Source organism: Rhizobium skierniewicense (assembly GCF_014196515.1).
Classification (GTDB): Bacteria; Pseudomonadota; Alphaproteobacteria; order Rhizobiales; family Rhizobiaceae; genus Agrobacterium; species Agrobacterium skierniewicense.
On record NZ_JACIDV010000031.1, the window covers coordinates 1 to 1,508 of the forward strand.

1 protein-coding gene is annotated in these 1,508 nt (G+C 60.7%); it reads right to left on the bottom strand.

Annotated features, from left to right (window positions below; translation table 11 throughout):
* Positions 1-114 precede the first annotated feature (114 nt).
* On the bottom strand, positions 115-1,485 hold the full coding sequence (locus tag GGQ73_RS22765) for an IS1182 family transposase (protein WP_183897999.1): 1,371 nt from the start codon (positions 1,483-1,485) through the stop codon (positions 115-117).
* Positions 1,486-1,508 lie beyond the last annotated feature (23 nt).

The following is a 1,508-nucleotide window of genomic DNA, read 5'->3' on the forward strand; positions in this document are numbered from 1 at the left end:
CAGACTGCTGACAAACCCGCCGATTTTTGTCGGTGGGTTTTTGCGTTTTTGGGCTTCTCGTTCAGGTGGTGTTTTCGCGAGCTGGATGGCGCAATCCGGCGAGGGGTGAGCCCCTCATCCCCAGGCTGGTTTAGGGGCTTTCGTCATCGCCATTGCGATCTTCTTGATGTTCTGCGCGGCGGCTGCCAGCAGGCATTGCCACCTGACCTTGATGAGGCCGCGGAAGCGGGCATAGCGGTGCCCGTGGAGTTGTTTGGCATCGGCGAAGGAACGCTCGACCGTCTCCTTCCGCCGTTTATAAATCGCCTTGCCCCACGGTGTCTTGCGGTTCATGTCGGTGCGCTCGCGGGCATGCTGCCAGACGTGCCGGGTGATGATCCGCTCAGCCTTGGCGTTGCTCGTGCACGATGCCAGAAGCGGGCAGTCGCGGCACACTGACGGGTCCGAGCGGTAGTGCTTGTAGCCGTTGCGGTCGGTGGTGGCGTAAAGGAGCAACTGGCCTTCAGGACAACGATAGCCATCGGCCTCGGGCTCGTAGACGAACTTCGATTTGGCGACCATCCCCTCTCTGGGCGGGGTCGGCCTGCGATAGCCGGTCACGCCGAGGATTTGCCTGTCCTCCAGCCCCTTGGCGATGCCTGCCGTAGCGTAGCCCGCATCGAGCCCGACAGCACCGACATTCAACTCGAAGCGTGTCCGTTGCCGGTCGAGCCGCTCCAGATAGACGATACTATCATGCACATTCGCCGGCGTCACATGGGTATCGGTGATGATGGCATGGCGGCCATCGACCGTGCGATGATCGAGATAGAAGAAGCCCTTGGGCTTGCCGTCGCGTACCATATAACCGCTGTCCGGATCGGTACGTGACACCTTGGTTTCCTTTACCTCCGGCTCGCGCTCTTTCTCCTTCAGCGGCTTCTGGCCATGCGCTGTGCGCTCCATCTCGATCGCCCGGTCGAGGTCGGCCCAGTAGTCGGCCCGCGATTTCTTCAGCATCTCCAAGTCGTACTTGCCCTTGTTGGCATTGGCCTTCAGATGGGTCGAATCCGTGTAGAGCACCGTGCCATCCACCAGGCCGTGGCGGATCGCCTGTTCAACGATGGCATCGAAGATGTCCTGCGCCACCGACGTGTCGTTGAAGCGGCGGCGGCGGTTCTGGGAAAGCGTCGAGGCATCGAAGACTGGGTCGGCCAGCTTCATGCGCAAGAACCACCGATAGGCGACGTTCACCTCGATCTCGCGCACCAACTGCCGTTCCGAGCGCACCCCGAACAGGTAGCCAATGAACAGCGCCTTGAACATCAACGTCGGGTCCAGCGGCGGGCGGCCATTGTCGGCGCAGTAAAGGCCGACAACGCGGTCATGGATGAAGGAGAAGTCGATCACCGCATCGATCTTACGAAGCAGGTGATCCTTCGGGACCAGGCTGTCGAGCGTTACCATCTCGAGAGCCGTCTGTTCGGGAGCAGGTTTCTTCAACATGTCCCAATGAATCATAACCCCCC